This window comes from Bacillus cereus group sp. N6, assembly GCF_016483705.1.
Classification (GTDB): domain Bacteria; phylum Bacillota; class Bacilli; order Bacillales; family Bacillaceae_G; genus Bacillus_A; species Bacillus_A wiedmannii.
The window spans coordinates 43,045-58,630 of record NZ_JAEHBI010000012.1 but is presented as its reverse complement, the minus strand read 5'-3'; the positions used below and the strand labels follow the sequence as shown (position 1 = coordinate 58,630).

Here is a 15,586-nt window from a genome sequence, read left to right as displayed (position 1 = left end):
AAGACCGTCAGTTTCATACTGACGGTCTTTCATATTTCATGAGCATAAATTCTCTTCCGCGACTCAAAAAAATAGGACCTTGCTGAAAACCTATGTTTTTATATAGCGTAATCGCTCTTGTATTAAATGTCGCTACACTAAGTCGGAACGTTTTTGGCTTATATTCTTTCGCAGCAAATGCTATCCCCGCTTGAAAAAACATTTTTCCCAGCCCTTTCCCTGTTAACGCTGGCTTCATGCCAAGTCCGACATCAATTACATCTTCTCCATCATATAAATGAGCATCTCTTCCCCCTGGCACTTGTGCATTTTCCCCAAAACAAAAATAGCCGATAAACTCCCCCTTATCGTCACAACAACCGTAATACGTCCCATCTAATAATTCTTCTATCGCTTCTTCCTCTCCTGAAAAACTATACAAATCATAAGGTTCTTCATACGCCCACGTATTTATCTCATTTGCTTCTTCTACCGTTAACTTATGTATATTCATCCTTCTCTCCCCTAATCGAATATTCTATATATACTCATTCATTTTTCGTGCCTCATTTCCCTCTAATAGGAATATGCACAATTGCATACGCACACCTATAAATCAAATGGTACAATTTATTTGAATCGCTGTTGCTACACTTCTTGATCAAAGAAAAGGCGTTAAAACGGATATTAGCGCCTTATCAAACTCAAGCAATTGGCACATTTTGTCATCATGAAAGACACTCAAAAGAGTGTCTTTTTTTTATATCTTACAAGGACTTACTCATTTAAAAGTATAAATACATAAAATAATGTAACTCTTTACACACATGAATCTTTTTCTAAAAGTTGTGAAGTAGACTCAAAATAAAAAAAGCACTCTTGGCTAGAGTGCTTTTTACTTTCAAACAAGGAGGTTACATAATATGGATAGTACTCTCGTATTTAACTTCGGCATTGGTATTGTTATTATTTTATTTGTTTTCTTTGTTCTTTGTATGAGTGGGGTATAGCAATCTTTTATGCTGATAACTCCTTTAAAGTATCACTTAATTTAAACTTTCTTAATTGTAATGACGCAATCAATGCTGCCCCCGCTCCAAGCATCACGCTAGCTAGAGCCAGTATGACAACTTGATTATACGGAATAATAATAACCGTTAACTCTAAGCTTGATAACACGATATAGCTAAACATAATCCCACCAAAAATTCCGATACAACCAGCTATCGCTCCAAGTAAAGTTCCCTCTAATAAAACGATCCTTCTCATTTGCTTCGGAATAGCTCCTACCGCACGAATCATACTAATTTCAGCACGTCTTTCATGCAAACTTGCGACAATTGCATTCATTAATCCTATGCCAGAAATAATGAAAACAATTACAACTAACAAGCGAATTAACATCATCATTTGCGATAATAACTGCTCTTGTTCTTTCAATAAATCATAACTGTTTATAACTTCTACATTCTCTTTATTCTTTGTAATTTCTTTTACTTGCTTCTTAATCCCTTCAAATGATTGATTAGAATTAATCATAATTTGAATTGCTTCATATCCTTGTACGTGAAACTTATCGCGAGCCCATTGTTCATTCACAAAAATATCCAAACTCCTTAACCTTAATCCTTGCTCAATAATCGAAACGACTTTAATTCTTTGTTTTTCTTTCCCTTTTCCTTGTACGTCAACCGTATCATGCAACTGAAGCCCTAAGTTTTTAGCCACTTCTTTCGTAATGACTCCCTCACCATCTTGTAATGGCTTATTTAAAGGTTGTCCTGCAATCACTTTCGCCTTTGTTACTTTCTGGTACGCTACAATATCGTTACCTACAACTTCCATTGAATCATAGTTCAAATTGTTTTTTTTCATAAATTCATACCACTCTTGATTCGCTTTTTTAAAGTCATAATTCACAAGCTTTGCTGTAAAGTCAGTAGCATTCCCAACACTCGATTCCACACCATCAATTTTTCTAACCTTCTCCATCCAACTAAACGGTAATGTTTCTATTCCTTGCGACTCTACTGGAATTCTTACTACTAAGTCCGCTGGTAAATGTTTTTGTAACCCTTTTTTCATACCTTCATACATAGAATTTACATACATCGTTCCAACAAGTGCTAACATAAAACCAAATGCTAGTATAGCAACCGACACAGCTGCCTTATTCCGATAACGAATTACATTCCGGCTACTAATCGTCGTTTCAATTCGTAATATCATTTGGAACGGTTTTGCAATCACTGGTGCTATTACGCGAATAAATAACGGAATCGCCAATAACAAACCAACTGCAAATAACAGCGCTCCTATCGCACTTAGATTGAAACCGATATACTGCTCTAATATGCTACCCGTGAGTCCAATAACGGTACCAATGATTAAAATGCTAAGGCTAAAAGCACTCCATCTTTTTTCTTTTTTCTCATTACTAGGAAGACCTGGCCGAAGTGCTTGAACAGGTGGAATCTTTCTAACCATGAAAGCCGGTATAATAGCTCCTATGACAGACATAACAATCCCTAGTAAAAACGTAATGAGTAGAACCTCACCTGAGATTGAGAATGATGCTTTCCCTGCCCCCTCAATATTCACCCATTTGTTAATGAATGATGCTGCAATTGTTTGCGTACCTGCCCCAAGAATAACCCCTGCTAGCGATCCGATTGCTCCGATGCATAAAGCCTCTAATAAAACGACTAATATAATTTGATTTGGGTTACTACCGAGTGCACGTAATAATGCCCACTGCTTAAATCGACTTCTAACAGATAAGAAGAAACTTCCCATTATTAAAAGAGCTACAACAAATAAAGCAATACCACCTAAACTAAAAATTAACGGCTTCATTACATTTAGTCGTTCAAACGCCTTATCAACATAAGTACGTTGATCCACCTTTATATTTTCTATCTTCTTATTTACATCAAGAGCAATTGCTCTTTTCACATTTACATCGGCGGTTTTCACTTGAACGAGGTTGAATTGATTTGATAGATTTAATTCTTTTTGAAGCCAATGGATTGGAAAATAAGCACTATGCCCCATTGCTGCCATTAGCGGTGGATTTAAAATCCCGACGACTTTCACATTCTTTTCTCCATGCTGCGGGAATGGCAACTTAATCGTATCTCCTACTCTTATATTTTCACGATCTGTATACCCTTTTGTCAGTGCTACTTCAGCACCTTCTTTCGGATATCGCCCTTCTACTATTTTATAAGAATGCATTTCTGGAGAATCTTGCTCAACACCCCAATAGGACGGTTTTCCCGATAACTCTTTATAATTTGGAAAAGGATATGGTATAAGTACTTTTGATATTTTTTCAGCATTTTCTAAGCCATCTATTCCTTTTAAACTTTCATTATTTAAATACATATCATTTTTTATATAACCAAATTGTAAATTATAATCTCCATACCGGCTTACTACTTGTTCCTTCACGCTTTTCTCTACTGATTGATTGCCTAGCAATAACATCGTCGCTAACATAACACCTAAAGCTGCACCGAGGGCAATCAACATATTTCGCAGCCAATTTTGTTTCATCGATTTTACTGCATACTTAATTACCCATCGCATCACCTTTACCCCCTACTTTAAAGTGGTGATTCATAATCTCTTGAATGTGAGTAACTTGTTGCGGGATATTTCGAAACTTCCACCCTTTACTTTCAGCATGTTCATGAATCACTTCACCATCTAATAAGAAAACAACTTTATCCGCATGAGCGGCTACGAACGGGTCGTGCGTTACAATGACAGCTGTTTGCCCTAACTCATCACACGCATTGCGAAGTGCCGCAATTATGTTTTTACTATTTTCCGAATCTAATGCCCCTGTTGGTTCATCAGCTAATATAATAGCCGGCTCATTTGCAAAAGCTCTTGCGATCGCAACCCTTTGCTGTTGCCCGCCTGATAACTGTGCTGGTAAATGTTTTTCTTTTCCCTTCAATCCAACAAGTTCTAATAAACGAGTTGCTGTCACCGTTGCCTTCTTTTGCGAGACATTATCTAACAGTAACGGTAATCCTACATTCTCTTCTGCACTAAACACTGGAATCAAATTAAACTGCTGAAAAATAAAACCGATTTTATGCCTTCTAAATAAAGCTAGCTCTTTTTCTTTTAATGTTGATATCTCTGTACCGTCAACTCGAATACTACCTACTGACGGAATATCTAATCCACCTAACAACTGAAGTAAGGTCGTTTTACCCGATCCACTAGCCCCCATAATACAGACGAAATCTCCTTTTTGAATTTGAAGATTAATGCCTTTTAATATCTTTACTTTACTATCCCCAATATCAAACGATTTTTCTAACCTTTCAATTTCAATAATATTCATCCCCATATCCCCTTCTCTCTCTATTTACCAATCTATATATTCTATTCAGAATGCAAAATCCCTACTTTTTTGTATTTTTTTGTCACATACTAACATGTATCCCATATTAGCTAATTACATTTTCGCTTTATTTCTCACGTCAAAAAAGTTGACTCTCACAACAGAAGTAACCATAATAGTTACATAAATAAAAAACTATCCACAAATAGGAGGAAGAGCAATGAAACATGTAATCGTTTATGCACACCCAAATACAGAAAGCTTCAACCATGCGATTTTAGAAACGGTAAAAAGTGAATTAGAAGAAAAAGGTCATGAAGTACGCGTTCGCGATCTATACGAATTAAACTTCAATCCAGTATTAGGCGCTTCCGATTTCATCTCATTTTCTCAAGGAAACACACCAGAAGATATTAAAGAAGAGCAAGAGCATATCTCTTGGGCGGATAGCATTACATTCATTTATCCAGTTTGGTGGGCGGGACTTCCTGCTATTTTAAAAGGATACGTTGACCGTGTATTTAGCCACGGCTTCGCTTATGCTTACGGTGAAAATGGTATTGAAAAGTTATTAAGCGGTAAAAAAGGCTTACTATTATCTACAATGGGAAATACGAAAGAAGCATACACAGCAGGCGGTATGTTTGAAGCAATGAAGAAAACAGCAGATGTTGGTATTTTTGAATTTACAGGTATTGAAACAATTGAGCATACATTCTATACGAGTGTTCCTTCTGTGGATAACAGTGTGCGTAAGCAATATCTTGAAGAAGTTAAAGATGTTGTGAATCGTGCATTCTAATAAAAAACTCCGGTTGTTAAAACCGGAGTTTTTTTATTTCATCATTAATTTCGGAATATATCTTTGAAGAATGCTTTCTAATTCATTCATATCTTCCTGTCTAATAAGTAAATTTACATTGTCATTCATTTTTTCTCGCCCGCGATATAAAAATATATTTTCTTTTGGATTTTCCCATGTTGATGTTTTATAGCCTTTTAATTCTTCGTATGAATAAAAGTTTAATCCGTCTACTACACCTTTTTCATATATTTGTACACTTTTAATAAGATGGATAGCTATTAAAGTCATAAAACAACTTGCTACAGCATGAATACCTAGCTGAATGAGAAACTGTTCAACTGTATCAATATCGCCACTTACGTACTGAGCATATATATACATACATTGCCCAATGAAATATGCTGGTCCAAGTAATGCAATCCAACGTCTTTTCACCCGAGGATACATTGCAATGAGTTTTCCTGAGCTTTTTTTCATTTCATTTATTTTATATATCTTCCATAGAACAAAAAACAAAACACATAATGTAAAAACAAACATAATACATGACATCCAGTACACTCTGATTCCCCCTTGTATCATTACATATGAATTTTACATTTTATATAACAACGGCGAATATGCAATTATGCATAAAAAAACAGGTAACCTATTCCGGTTACCTGCATTTCATTACATCTTCTCAATCCACTCCGTCAAGTTATGCACAACTTGCGTTGGTTGTACTTCATATTCTGTTAACTTCTCCACAGTTGTGACTCCAGTGTGGACAAGAAGGGTATGCATGCCAGCATTTACTCCCGCTAAAATGTCTGTATCGTAGTTATCCCCAACCATTAATGCTTCATCTTTTCCTATACCAAGCACTTTTAACGCTTGTTCCATAATGATTGATTCTGGTTTTCCAATAAAGATTGGATCCACGCCTGTTGATACTGTTACAACTGATGTTAATGAACCGTTACCTGGTAATAATCCGCGCTCAGTCGGAATGGCGATATCTCCATTTGTAGAAATAAACGTTGCGCCGTTACGCACAGCAAGACAAGCTTTTGCTAATTTTTCATATGTGATGTCACGATCTAAACCAACAACAACGAAATCAGGATTTTCATCCACAAGTTCAAATCCTTTTTCCACAAGTGCATCATGTAAGCCTTCTTCACCAATCATATATACAGTTGCGTCTTGTTTACGTTCATAAATGAAGTTCGCTGTCGCCATACTCGTTGTGAATACTTGCTCTGCTTCCGCTGGAATATCGAAACGAACAAGTTTTTCTGCCACTTGTTCTGGTTTACGCGTTGAATTATTCGTAACGAATAAATAAGGAATGCCGCGCTCTCCTAATGCTTTTACGAAGTCGCTCGCTTCTTCAATTTGTTCTTCTCCGCGATACATCGTACCGTCTAAGTCAATTAAGTAACCTTTATACATCATTATGTCTCTCCTTCTATGCTAACGTTCTCACCTTATCATACCACTCTTATATTACCCGCTTTTTCCAAAGAAAAAAACGCTTTACCTAAAAGCGCCCCATAACGTTCATTTTTTCTCTTTTACTTGGTAAGAACAACTACAATCGCCCTCACACATGTTTGCTAACGTCTTTACATCTGCTCCTGCAAATAAACGATTATACATCTCTTTTTCATCTTCGCATACTTGCGGGAATCTCTCTGCAATTTCTTTTAACGGACAGTTTTGTTTTTCAATTACGAAAGAGTTCTCCCCATCTCTCTTTATTTGAACCATATAACCATTTTTCTCTTGCATGGCCGCTATCTCTTGCACTTTAAATGCTAAATTCTTTTGATTACTCACTCGTTTTTGCAACTGTTCTTCCATTCGCTTCGTTCTCTCTGTTAAAACGTAACGAAGTATTTTTTCATCACCCATTCGAGCTAAATCTTCTAGCATATCAATCGCAAATTGCTTATACTCCTTCGGGAATGTATCTTCTCCCTTTTCACTTAATCCATATAAATAAGTTGGTCTTCCGACATGTTGTCTTACCATCTTAGAATAAATGAAACCATCTTTCTCAAGATTACTTAAATGTCTTCGGATCGCCATTTCTGTAATCTCTAAAACGTCAGCTAGTTCCGCTACTGTATGCTCTCCCTTAACTTTCAACAATTGTACAATTTCATCTTTCGTCGTACGTGCTTCCCCCATGCTTAACCCTTCTCCCTTTTCCCTTTACTTTCTCACATACAATATAAGATCCCCAAAAGGCAGTCCCGGGGATCTTATAAGCATAATTATTCTGGTACAAATGCAGATACAGGTCCTAATTCCTTCTCTAAATAACTGCGAATATTTGCTGGGTATTTCTCTACCACTGCAATATGTTTTTGAATCGTCTTATATAATTCATCATGATTCATTTGAATATAATCTTGCGTAAGCATTTTTCGAAGAAGGATAATTTCTTTCATTCCTTGTCCTTCTTCTGCACTTATCACTCGCTCGTCCATCAAAATATCGATAATATCTTCATAACTTCCTGGATCGCGCATAATAAATCCATCAATCATCGCATTCCCTACATCTAATACACAATCAATAATTAGATGAGCTATACGTTCTAATGCGTAAAATTCAAACTCGGTTTCATATATCTTTTTCTCTTGAAATGTACTTGTTGCTCGTTCTAAACATACTAGCATTTGTTCTATTTTCTTTCTGTCTACAAAATACATGAATGTCACCTACCTGGAAATTAAAGCATTTACATTTTAATTGTAACGCTTTCTTCTGAAAAAATCGACAATTTTTCGAATTCACCTTTTCTCCGTTATTTGTTATAGTTATATTTGTATGATTTTTGAAATTGGAGGAATGGAATCTTGGAACGTGAACTCGCACTAGAAATTGTCCGTGTAACAGAAGCAGCAGCATTAGCATCCGCACAGTGGATGGGCCGCGGAAAGAAAAACGAAGCAGATGATGCAGCAACTACAGCAATGCGTGATATGTTTGATTCAGTAAACATGGCAGGTACAGTTGTAATTGGTGAAGGAGAACTTGATGAAGCACCGATGTTGTATATTGGTGAAGAACTAGGAACAGGTAACGGTCCAGAAGTAGACATTGCCGTTGATCCATTAGAAGGTACAAACATCGTTGCAAAAGGTCTTGCAAATGCAATGGCAGTTATCGCAATCGCAGATAAAGGAAACCTTCTTCATGCTCCTGATATGTACATGGAAAAAATCGCGGTTGGTCCAAAAGCAGCTGGTAAAATTAGCTTAGATGATCCCATTGAAAAAACAATTGAAATTGTAGCAGAAGCTAACAATAAAAAGATTCGCGATCTAACAGTTATCGTGCAAGAACGTGAACGTCATCAAGATATTATTGACCGTGTTCGTGCAAAAGGTGCACGCGTAAAATTATTTGGTGATGGTGATGTTGGTGCGTCAATCGCAACAGCACTACCTGGAACGGGTATTGATTTATTCGTAGGTATTGGCGGAGCTCCAGAAGGTGTTATTTCTGCAGCAGCATTAAAATGCCTTGAAGGTGAAATGCAAGCTCGCTTAGTTCCAATGAACGAAGAAGAAGAAGCTCGTTGTCGTGAAATGGGATTAGAAGATCCTCGTCAACTTCTTATGTTAGATGACTTAGTATCTGGGGATGATGCAATCTTCTCAGCAACTGGTGTATCTGCTGGTGAGTTATTAGACGGTGTTAAATTCCTTGGCGGAGATCTAGCTGAAACATATTCTATCGTTATGCGTTACAAAACAAGAACGGTACGATTCATTAAAACGCATCACCATTTAGATCATAAACCACACTTAAACTTAGATATTTAATAAAGGAGCCATGTGTATGGAAGAACGTTTCTTTCTGTACGACGATACAGTCGCTACAAGAACTCGTTTCGTTAGCTTTATGGGAGAAAATGAGCGTCATGATTTAGCGCTTTTATACTCCGATCGTCATTACGGTAAAACAATTGTCCTTGATATACAGCGCAATAGATTTGCAATCATCGGTCCTGACGATTTAAACGAACCAGGCTATTTAGAGCATGCATTTTCTATGACTGAAGAAATTGCAGAAGAATTACGTTCATTTTTATTTGAACTTATATAATTTATCTTAGGCACCAGCTATTTTAGCTGGTGTTTTTTCGCTTTAAGTATTTTGAATTTTCAATCTTATATGTTATAATTAAGAATAAATCTATTTGGATAGAAAGGACGTTATCTACGTATGCCAACATTTACTTTGTAATGGACCAGCAATTGGATAGCATTACTCTCAAAAAAGCACCTTGCTTTTTCAAGGGAGTAGTCTGCCCATTCCCATTACAAAGGAACGTATTGCATCTGTAGTATGATGTTTACGGAGGTTCCTAAGGGAACCTCCTTTTATTTTTGTCTATTTCTCATGTCTTCATACTACAAGACATCCAAATAGCTGTATTACGTTTCTTTGCCACTACTATAAGAGGTGAAGAAAAATGCAGAAAGTACAACTTTCTTGGAGTTTATATGAAAATGAACAAAACACAATCGAAAAGTATTGTAAAAATTGCAGACGCACTACCTTATTTACTGACACGAATATTCGTAGGCATAACGCCAACGGAAAAAATATATATCGTTTTGCCATTTATAAATGTCCGAAAGATCATACGTGGAATCAAAAGCTACGTATTTATAAAGCATTCACTGATCACGTTGAAACAGTCGATATGACGCAGCAAGATCAAACAGAAACAACTACTACCATTTCCATTACACAACATAAAGAAAGCGGCGTAGCTGAAATTACAATTGTATTAGACCTCGTTTTCGGTTCCCACCGAATCGATAAAGCTTTATCCACATATATTTCTGACTGGAGCCGTACACGCATTGTGGATAAAATTAAAAATGGGGATATTCAATTGAACGGACAACAAATGAAACCAAACGCAATACTTTCTGAAGGCGATCATATCTCGATTTGTTTATAAGCGAAAATATGCAAAAAATCCTCTTACAATCGTAAGAGGATTTTTTTATTTCTTCACTTTTCGTAATACGAAGTGTGCACAACCGAAATTACAGTACTCGTATAAATACTCCGTTAACGTACTAATTTTCGTATCATATGTCGAACGTTGATTACTATCATCAAAGAAACCGCGCAATCTAAGTTGCTCATAACCCCAATCCCCAACGATGTAATCATATTTATTTAAGATTTCTGCATAACGCTCTTTAAATGCTTCTTCACTAAAACCGTCACGAAAGTTTTTAATTACTTCGTACTGAACATTATTAATGCTCACCGTAGCATGCATCTCTTGCTCTTGCTTTTGCTCCATCATTAACTTCCTCTCTAAGCATTCTTCTTTTTATCGTATCACAAAGCATACCAACCAACAATTTCAAATACAAAAAATTGAAAATTAGTGCATGCTATGGAGAAGGAGGTGATACATCGTGAAAAAACAAATTATACTCTCTCTCCTCACTCTTTCCTTATTTGCAGGCTGTCAATCATCTAATAAAGCCGAAATGGAACGTGAAGAAGGCAGTCGTGTTCTTGTTTCCAATAAAAACGACATGTATCATACGGAAAATACAAATACAAGATTAACGAGAGTCGGTTATTCATCTAAACAAAAACATGAAGTATCTAACAAACAAGTAGGAGCCATTAACCGTGAGAAAGTCGCTGAAATGATTACAAGCATGACAGTCAAACTTCCTGACGTTACAAACGCTGCTACGCTCGTTACCGATGATGAAGTATTTGTTGTATACCGTGCAAACACAACGGATCCAAAACTCGTAGCGGATCAAGTATATAAAGCTGCTTTGTCCATCGTCCCTCGCTATTATAAAGCATATGTATCAACAGACCAAAAGTTGATTTCTCAAATTCAAGGCCTTCAATCAGGTAGCTTAAATGATACAGAATATACACAGAGCCTCGACATGCTAAAGCGAGAAATGAGCAAAAATCCTCATTTAAACAATACGGGGGATCAGACTTTGAATGATATGATTAAAAAATAAAGAAGGTGGAGAAAACCTCCACCTTTTTTACTATTTCTTACGATCCGCATAAACCTCCATCGCATCACACATAAACTGTGCTAAACCTTCACCAAACTTATCGATATTTTTCGTGAAGCGCTCATCAGCGACGTACATTTGACCGAGTCCTTTAAAAGCATCTAGTGAATATTCTCCAAAGTTTTGCAAGTAATCGTACCATACCCCGATTGCTTCCTGTGCCTCTTTAGAATCTGGTGCGCCGTGTCTAAGCGCCGCTAAATTTCTGTAAATAGTATTAAACTCTTCTTGATTATCTTTTGACATACCTTTCGCGTATTCATTCGCTTTATCTACAGCTGCGTCTCCCCATCGTTCACGCGCTTCTTCTTCGTACGGATTATGGCTGAAATCGAAGCCTTCAAATTTCTCTTTATTCGTCATTTCAATCTCTCCTTTTGTATGCTGAATTGTTTTATCAATTGTCGCAATCACCTTATCTAATCTGGCACGTTTTTCAAGAAGCATTTTCTTATGAAGCTGTAGTGCTTCTTCGTGGTCGAATGATGGACTCATGATAATTTCTTTAATTTTCTTCAAAGGGAAGCCTAGCTCTTTAAAAAATAAAATTTGCTGCAATGTCTCTAAATTTTTATTGGAATACAGACGATATCCAGACTCTGTCGTCTCGTCTGGGGTTAACAACCCAATTTCATCGTAATGATGCAGTGTGCGCACACTAATTCCAACTAAATTAGCTACTTCTTTTACCTTCATTGTCATGTGTATCTCCCCCTTAATACATACGATAAAGTATGACGCAACGTTAGAGTCAATAAGTAAATTCATTTTTTGTTAAAAGTTTCATCTCCACTATATTTCATGCATAATAGATATGTACATATATTAGAAAGCGGTGAAAGTATGGTTTCAAGTACGGTAATTGCCAGTATCACAATTCAACTTGTGATTTCGATTCTGGTACCTATTATTGCGTTTGTTTATTTCCGTAAAAAATATAATATTAATTGGAAAGTGGTCGGCGTTGGTGTTCTTATCTTTATTGGATTTACCCAAATTCTCGAAACACCGTTCCACCTATTTATGCGTGGTAATCCAGCAATCGCTCCATTTTTAGAAAATCCGTTTGTCTTTGCAATTTATGGCGGACTAACTGCTGGTATTTTTGAAGAATTAGGACGCTTCGTTGCCTTCTTCTTCCTACTAAAAAAATATCTAGAATATAAAGATGGCTTCGCTTATGGAATTGGTCACGGCGGGATTGAATCCATTTTAGTTGGCGGATTCTCTGCATTGCAGACACTTATATTCGCTAATGCTATTAACAATGGTAGCTTCGCTCAAATGGCAGAAAAACTACCACAATTAAATCTTGTAAAGGATATGTTAATAGAACAACCTGCTTATTTATACTTCCTTGGCAGCTTGGAAAGAATTATGGCTCTTGTATTGCAAATTGCCTTTACAATGCTTGTCTTATACGCAGTAAAACAGAAGAAATATATCTTCCTTGTTTACGCTATATTATTCCACGCATTTGTAGACTTTTTCGCGGCACTTTATCAAACAAAAACAATTAACATCTTTGTTGCAGAAGGAATTACCCTTCTCTTCACAATTGGTGCTGTCATTCTTATTCGTAAAATGAAAGAGAAATTAATGAGTGTACCGGAATAAAAAATAACCCACCAGCTGGTGGGTTATTTTTTACCACGATTTTCGCAATGATGATAACTCTTGCCCTCTTGCAGCTCCCTCTTTGTTTCTGCATCTATAACAATGTACTTATGAAACTCTTCTGCTTCATTTTGAGAAAAGGAAGCAAAAAAATAAACTTGGCGATCAGGGTGAACAAAAAAATCTTGAAGTACCACGCTACTACGACAACCCACGGCTGCTTTTTTTCTGAAAGAAAATTCTTTATCCGGCACTTCTTTAAATAAAATCTTTTTTCGAACGCTATATGCTGCATTGTTGTATTCTTTATAGATTTTCTTATCTAACTGTTCGTAAAACACATCTTCACTCACAAATGATTTATTTCGATTGCTTGGATAATTTAATTTTTGATTGGATTCTGCATATGTTGTGGACAAGTGTATAAAAAAACAAAGACCGAATATAATACATATCATTTTTTTCATCATTACACCTCAAATGTTCATTTATCCACATTACTTTTCCACATATTTAAATCAATATGCCGTTTCCAATAAAAAGGAATTTTTCCCACATTTGTCGAAGTATATAGCGTCAACTTGAAAGATGGGGATGAATTGTGAAGAAATTGATTGTAATACGACATTGTTCAGCAACTGGACAAGAACGTGATGCCGAATTAACGATTGCAGGAAAAAATCAAGCAAGCACTCTTGCTACATTCCTCTTAGAAAACCAATCACAAATAGATCATATTATTTCAAGCCCATTTGTGCGAGCTATCGATTCTATTCGGCCCTATGCGCTTCAAGCTAACTTGTCTATCCAAGAAGATGAACGATTAGCTGAACGCATATTAAGCGACGTTCCAATGGATGATTGGTTGCAAAAACTAGAATCTACTTTTACAAATATAGATATCGCCTTTTCAGGCGGAGAGTCAACAAAACAAGCGACGGATCGTGCTATATCACTTATCCAAGACGTTTTAAAGTTAAACCATACTACAACACTACTTGTTACACATGGCAACTTACTGACGCTCATTTTAAAGCACTTTGATCATACGATCGGCTTTATTGAATGGAGAGCTTTAACGAATCCTGATATTTACGAAATTACACTCGATAAACAATGTATCCTAAAACGATTATGGGAAGCACCGTCCAAGTAATATCTCTTTCCAACACATTCAGTTGACGCCACGAGAAGAAACTGTACTAACAATAGAAAGGGGTATCACTCCATATGTACGAAGATGTACTTGCTTTACTACATAAAACAAATGCTTCTTACGAAAAGTTTGAACACGAACCAGTACTCGATTATGAAACAGATCGTATCGTACGTGAAAGGCTTGGCTTACACGGCACTCCAAGTAAAAGCTTATTTTTAAAATCAAAGTCTGGAGATTATTACGTATTTTTTACGTTAGAGGGTACAAGGCTCAACCGAGGAGAGATGAAAGAAATAACAGGAGAAAGCTTATCTCTCTGTTCTCCTGATGAGCTAAGAGAAGAAACAGGCTGTACTCCAGGATGTGTAGCTCCTTTCGGTTATTCACAAAATGTAACGATTATTGTGGATAGTGCTATTTATGCTTACGATAAAATTTTAATTACACCTGGTGTACCTGAATTTACAATTGAATTATCCACAGAGGAATTAAAGAAAATCTTATTAACATGCCCAAATACTGTTTTAGAATATAAACAAAAAGAGAGCTAATGATTAGCTCTCTTTTTTCATTATTTTGCTTCTGCTGTTTTTTCTTTTGCAGAACGAACCTGCTCGTCCGCATGGTAAGAAGAACGCACAAGCGGGCCAGCTTCACAGTGGCTAAAGCCTTTGCTAAGTGCAATTTCTTTAAGCTCTGCAAATTCTGCTGGTGGGTAATATTTAAGAACTGGTAAATGCTTCTTAGATGGCTGTAGGTATTGTCCAAGAGTTAAAATATCCACATTGTTTGCACGTAAGTCATCCATCGCTTCAATTAAATCTTCTCTCGTTTCACCTAAGCCCACCATAATGCTCGATTTAGTTGGAATATCAGGCTGCATTTCTTTTGCTCGACGTAAAAACTCTAATGAACGATCATATTTTGCTCTAGCGCGAACTCGGTCAGATAATCGACGTACTGTTTCAATGTTATGGTTTAAAATATCTGGTTTTGCATCCATTAACATTTTTAAGTTTTCTTCTACTCCACCCATATCAGATGGTAATACTTCGATTGACGTAAATGGATTTTTACGACGTACAGCGCGTACTGTTTCAGCAAAAACAGCTGCTCCCCCGTCCTTTAAATCATCACGTGCAACCGCTGTTATAACAACGTGCTTTAAGCCCATTTGTACTACAGAATCTGCTACGCGTTCTGGCTCTTGTAAATCAAGCTCAGTTGGTAAGCCTGTTTTAACCGCACAAAAACGACAAGCACGTGTACAAACCGCACCTAAAATCATAAATGTTGCTGTTTTTCTTACAGCCCAGCATTCATGAATATTCGGACATTTTGCTTCCTCACAAACTGTATGAAGATTCTTAGAACGCATCATTTTCTTTAAGCCTGTATAGTTTTCATTCGTGTTTAACTTAATTTTCAACCATTCGGGCTTGCGCTTATATTCTGTTTGTTTTGTCATGGTTATCAACTCCGCACAATATGAAATAATTTACCGTGTTCGCTTCTTTCAATGTAACATATCTATTCTAACGTATGAAAGCGATTTGCTCAAATGAAGATTCTAAGAT

The 15,586-nt window shown here is 36.5% G+C and carries 19 protein-coding genes; 8 read left to right on the top strand and 11 right to left on the bottom strand.

What is annotated here, in order from left to right:
* Positions 1-13: 13 nt before the first annotated feature.
* From JDS99_RS11605 to JDS99_RS11595, 3 genes are all read right to left on the bottom strand, one after another.
* Positions 14-493: a GNAT family N-acetyltransferase gene (locus JDS99_RS11605; protein WP_098082238.1), complete on the bottom strand. Its 480-nt coding sequence runs from the start codon at positions 491-493 to the stop codon at positions 14-16.
* 503 nt (positions 494-996) lie between these two features.
* Positions 997-3,570, bottom strand: coding sequence for an FtsX-like permease family protein (locus JDS99_RS11600; protein WP_141542776.1), 2,574 nt, complete (start codon positions 3,568-3,570; stop codon positions 997-999).
* The gene (locus JDS99_RS11595) at positions 3,554-4,342 is read right to left on the bottom strand and encodes an ABC transporter ATP-binding protein (RefSeq protein ID WP_088608545.1); all 789 of its coding nucleotides are present in this window, start codon (positions 4,340-4,342) and stop codon (positions 3,554-3,556) included. The genes JDS99_RS11600 and JDS99_RS11595 overlap by 17 nt, the downstream gene beginning before the upstream one ends.
* Positions 4,343-4,562: 220 nt before the next feature.
* Here JDS99_RS11595 and JDS99_RS11590 point away from each other — a divergent pair, with 220 nt between their 5' ends.
* The gene (locus JDS99_RS11590; RefSeq protein ID WP_088064721.1) at positions 4,563-5,144 is read left to right on the top strand and encodes an NAD(P)H-dependent oxidoreductase; all 582 of its coding nucleotides are present in this window, start codon (positions 4,563-4,565) and stop codon (positions 5,142-5,144) included.
* Between the two features lie 33 nt (positions 5,145-5,177).
* Here JDS99_RS11590 and JDS99_RS11585 read toward each other — a convergent pair whose 3' ends face one another.
* From JDS99_RS11585 to JDS99_RS11570, 4 genes are all read right to left on the bottom strand, one after another.
* The gene (locus JDS99_RS11585; RefSeq protein WP_087986025.1) at positions 5,178-5,708 is read right to left on the bottom strand and encodes an iron ABC transporter substrate-binding protein; all 531 of its coding nucleotides are present in this window, start codon (positions 5,706-5,708) and stop codon (positions 5,178-5,180) included.
* Positions 5,709-5,819: 111 nt separating this feature from the next.
* The gene (locus tag JDS99_RS11580; RefSeq protein ID WP_002096233.1) at positions 5,820-6,584 is read right to left on the bottom strand and encodes a TIGR01457 family HAD-type hydrolase; all 765 of its coding nucleotides are present in this window, start codon (positions 6,582-6,584) and stop codon (positions 5,820-5,822) included.
* Between the two features lie 108 nt (positions 6,585-6,692).
* Entirely contained in the window at positions 6,693-7,325 is a 633-nt protein-coding gene (locus JDS99_RS11575; RefSeq protein WP_060488135.1) for a helix-turn-helix transcriptional regulator, read from the bottom strand.
* Between the two features lie 86 nt (positions 7,326-7,411).
* Positions 7,412-7,852 (bottom strand): DUF86 domain-containing protein, encoded by a 441-nt coding sequence (locus JDS99_RS11570; RefSeq protein WP_000274003.1) that lies wholly within the window; start codon positions 7,850-7,852, stop codon positions 7,412-7,414.
* A gap of 147 nt (positions 7,853-7,999) precedes the next feature.
* Here JDS99_RS11570 and glpX point away from each other — a divergent pair, with 147 nt between their 5' ends.
* The 3 genes from glpX (at position 8,000) to JDS99_RS11555 (ending at position 10,122) form a co-directional block, all read left to right on the top strand.
* On the top strand, positions 8,000-8,971 hold the full coding sequence (gene glpX / locus JDS99_RS11565; RefSeq protein ID WP_000439090.1) for a class II fructose-bisphosphatase: 972 nt from the start codon (positions 8,000-8,002) through the stop codon (positions 8,969-8,971).
* A gap of 16 nt (positions 8,972-8,987) precedes the next feature.
* Positions 8,988-9,254, top strand: coding sequence for a DUF3055 domain-containing protein (locus JDS99_RS11560; protein WP_000392614.1), 267 nt, complete (start codon positions 8,988-8,990; stop codon positions 9,252-9,254).
* A 370-nt stretch (positions 9,255-9,624) separates the two neighbouring features.
* The gene (locus tag JDS99_RS11555; protein ID WP_098082241.1) at positions 9,625-10,122 is read left to right on the top strand and encodes a cytoplasmic protein; all 498 of its coding nucleotides are present in this window, start codon (positions 9,625-9,627) and stop codon (positions 10,120-10,122) included.
* Between the two features lie 45 nt (positions 10,123-10,167).
* Here JDS99_RS11555 and JDS99_RS11550 read toward each other — a convergent pair whose 3' ends face one another.
* Positions 10,168-10,479, bottom strand: a complete 312-nt coding sequence (locus tag JDS99_RS11550) for a YutD family protein (RefSeq protein ID WP_002008894.1) — start codon at positions 10,477-10,479, stop codon at positions 10,168-10,170.
* Between the two features lie 115 nt (positions 10,480-10,594).
* On the opposite strand from JDS99_RS11550, the gene JDS99_RS11545 reads away from it, so the two are divergent.
* Positions 10,595-11,173, top strand: a complete 579-nt coding sequence (locus JDS99_RS11545; protein WP_046954398.1) for a YhcN/YlaJ family sporulation lipoprotein — start codon at positions 10,595-10,597, stop codon at positions 11,171-11,173.
* Positions 11,174-11,203: 30 nt separating this feature from the next.
* Here JDS99_RS11545 and JDS99_RS11540 read toward each other — a convergent pair whose 3' ends face one another.
* Positions 11,204-11,935, bottom strand: coding sequence for a MerR family transcriptional regulator (locus JDS99_RS11540; RefSeq protein ID WP_060488132.1), 732 nt, complete (start codon positions 11,933-11,935; stop codon positions 11,204-11,206).
* A 99-nt stretch (positions 11,936-12,034) separates the two neighbouring features.
* Here JDS99_RS11540 and JDS99_RS11535 point away from each other — a divergent pair, with 99 nt between their 5' ends.
* Positions 12,035-12,850 (top strand): YhfC family intramembrane metalloprotease, encoded by an 816-nt coding sequence (locus JDS99_RS11535; protein WP_116868002.1) that lies wholly within the window; start codon positions 12,035-12,037, stop codon positions 12,848-12,850.
* A gap of 23 nt (positions 12,851-12,873) precedes the next feature.
* Here JDS99_RS11535 and JDS99_RS11530 read toward each other — a convergent pair whose 3' ends face one another.
* Positions 12,874-13,317, bottom strand: coding sequence for a hypothetical protein (locus JDS99_RS11530; RefSeq protein ID WP_088064728.1), 444 nt, complete (start codon positions 13,315-13,317; stop codon positions 12,874-12,876).
* Between the two features lie 134 nt (positions 13,318-13,451).
* Between JDS99_RS11530 and JDS99_RS11525 the strand changes: the two genes are divergently transcribed.
* A complete protein-coding gene (locus JDS99_RS11525) occupies positions 13,452-14,006 on the top strand; it encodes a histidine phosphatase family protein (protein WP_199695105.1) in 555 nt (184 codons plus the stop codon).
* A 74-nt stretch (positions 14,007-14,080) separates the two neighbouring features.
* A complete protein-coding gene (locus tag JDS99_RS11520; RefSeq protein ID WP_048542306.1) occupies positions 14,081-14,560 on the top strand; it encodes a YbaK/EbsC family protein in 480 nt (159 codons plus the stop codon).
* Positions 14,561-14,580: 20 nt separating this feature from the next.
* On the opposite strand, the gene lipA is transcribed toward JDS99_RS11520, so the two are convergent.
* A complete protein-coding gene (gene lipA / locus JDS99_RS11515) occupies positions 14,581-15,477 on the bottom strand; it encodes a lipoyl synthase (RefSeq protein WP_000166369.1) in 897 nt (298 codons plus the stop codon).
* Between the last annotated feature and the right edge of the window lie 109 nt (positions 15,478-15,586).

Excerpts from the sequence above, each read along its gene's own strand:
- JDS99_RS11605 (WP_098082238.1), bottom strand. The coding sequence starts at position 493 with ATGAATATACATAAGTTAACGGTAGAAGAAGCAAATGAGATAAATACG.
- JDS99_RS11600 (WP_141542776.1), bottom strand. The coding sequence starts at position 3,570 with ATGCGATGGGTAATTAAGTATGCAGTAAAATCGATGAAACAAAATTGG.
- JDS99_RS11595 (WP_088608545.1), bottom strand. The coding sequence starts at position 4,342 with ATGAATATTATTGAAATTGAAAGGTTAGAAAAATCGTTTGATATTGGG.
- JDS99_RS11590 (WP_088064721.1), top strand. The coding sequence starts at position 4,563 with ATGAAACATGTAATCGTTTATGCACACCCAAATACAGAAAGCTTCAAC.
- JDS99_RS11580 (WP_002096233.1), bottom strand. The coding sequence starts at position 6,584 with ATGTATAAAGGTTACTTAATTGACTTAGACGGTACGATGTATCGCGGA.
- JDS99_RS11575 (WP_060488135.1), bottom strand. The coding sequence starts at position 7,325 with ATGGGGGAAGCACGTACGACGAAAGATGAAATTGTACAATTGTTGAAA.
- JDS99_RS11570 (WP_000274003.1), bottom strand. The coding sequence starts at position 7,852 with ATGTATTTTGTAGACAGAAAGAAAATAGAACAAATGCTAGTATGTTTA.
- JDS99_RS11560 (WP_000392614.1), top strand. The coding sequence starts at position 8,988 with ATGGAAGAACGTTTCTTTCTGTACGACGATACAGTCGCTACAAGAACT.
- JDS99_RS11555 (WP_098082241.1), top strand. The coding sequence starts at position 9,625 with ATGCAGAAAGTACAACTTTCTTGGAGTTTATATGAAAATGAACAAAAC.
- JDS99_RS11550 (WP_002008894.1), bottom strand. The coding sequence starts at position 10,479 with ATGATGGAGCAAAAGCAAGAGCAAGAGATGCATGCTACGGTGAGCATT.
- JDS99_RS11540 (WP_060488132.1), bottom strand. The coding sequence starts at position 11,935 with ATGACAATGAAGGTAAAAGAAGTAGCTAATTTAGTTGGAATTAGTGTG.
- JDS99_RS11535 (WP_116868002.1), top strand. The coding sequence starts at position 12,035 with ATGCATAATAGATATGTACATATATTAGAAAGCGGTGAAAGTATGGTT.
- JDS99_RS11530 (WP_088064728.1), bottom strand. The coding sequence starts at position 13,317 with ATGAAAAAAATGATATGTATTATATTCGGTCTTTGTTTTTTTATACAC.
- JDS99_RS11520 (WP_048542306.1), top strand. The coding sequence starts at position 14,081 with ATGTACGAAGATGTACTTGCTTTACTACATAAAACAAATGCTTCTTAC.
- lipA (WP_000166369.1), bottom strand. The coding sequence starts at position 15,477 with ATGACAAAACAAACAGAATATAAGCGCAAGCCCGAATGGTTGAAAATT.